The sequence below is a fragment of the Streptosporangium nanhuense genome, assembly GCF_059358815.1.
This window is the reverse complement of record NZ_JCADBG010000107.1, coordinates 1-1,156: the sequence shown is the minus strand read 5'-3', so window position 1 is coordinate 1,156 and position 1,156 is coordinate 1. Positions and strand designations below refer to the sequence as shown.

General features: G+C 72.1%; 1 protein-coding gene. It reads left to right on the top strand.

The window, feature by feature from the left end; all coding sequences use genetic code 11:
- Positions 1-1,156, top strand: a 1,156-nt coding sequence (locus AC5L38_RS44195) for a dolichyl-phosphate-mannose--protein mannosyltransferase (protein ID WP_495248819.1), incomplete at both ends; no start/stop codon positions are given.

Here is a 1,156-nt window from a genome sequence, read left to right as displayed (position 1 = left end):
TCCTGCGCTTCACGAACCTCGGCCACCCGCGCGCGGTCATGTTCGACGAGACGTACTACGCCAAGGACGCCTGGGCGATGATCGGCCACGGCGTGGAACGGGCCTCGCTCGGCACCGTCGAGGACCCGGTCGCCGACCGGATGATCATCGCGGGGAACACCGACTTCCTGGTCAAGTGCACGCCGCCGGAGGCCGATCCCTGCCCGCTCTACGTGGCCCACCCGCCGCTGGGCAAGTGGATGATCGGTCTGGGCGAGCAGATCTTCGGGATGACCCCCTTCGGCTGGCGGTTCGCCGGAGCCGTGGTCGGGGTGCTGTCGATCCTGATCCTGGCCCGGGTCGCGCGCCGGATGACCCGCTCGACCATGCTGGGCTGCCTGGCCGGATTCCTGCTCGCCCTCGACGGCCTGCACCTCGTGCTGTCGCGCACCGCGCTGCTGGACATCTTCCTGATGTTCTGGGTGCTGGCCGGCTTCGCCTGCCTGGTGGCCGACCGCGACTGGGCGCGGGAGCGGCTGGTCACCTGGTACGAGACCTCGCCGCTGAGCGACCACGGGCCGGGGCTGGGGCTCCGGCCGTGGCGGATCGCGGCCGGGGTGTGCCTGGGCGCGGCCTGCGCGGTCAAGTGGTCGGGGGTGTTCTTCCTGGTCGCCTTCGCGGTGATGTCCCTGGCCTGGGACGCCGGAGCCCGCCGCGCGATCGGCCTGCACCGGCCGTACATGGGGGCGCTGAACAGGGACCTGGCCGGTGTCGTGCTGGCGATGGGCCTGCTGCCCGTGGTCACCTACGTCGCCTCCTGGGCCGGCTGGTTCGCCTCGCCGCTGGGCTGGGGCCGCAACTGGGCGCAGGCGACCTCGCAGGGACCCGGGTTCTTCGTCTTCGACTCGCTCCGGTCCTGGCTGAGCTACCACTTCCAGGTCCTCGGCTTCCACACCGGGCTGGCGACCCCGCACAACTACCAGTCCGACCCCTGGACCTGGCCGCTGCTGCTGCGCCCGGTGGCGTTCCACTACCCGCCCGGCAAGACCGGGTGCGGCGTCGACAGCTGCGCCGAGGCGGTGCTCGGGGTCGGCACCCCGGTCATCTGGTACGGGGGCCTGGCCGCCCTCATCGCCATGGTCGCCTGGTACGTCGCCACCCGCGACTGGCGCGCCGG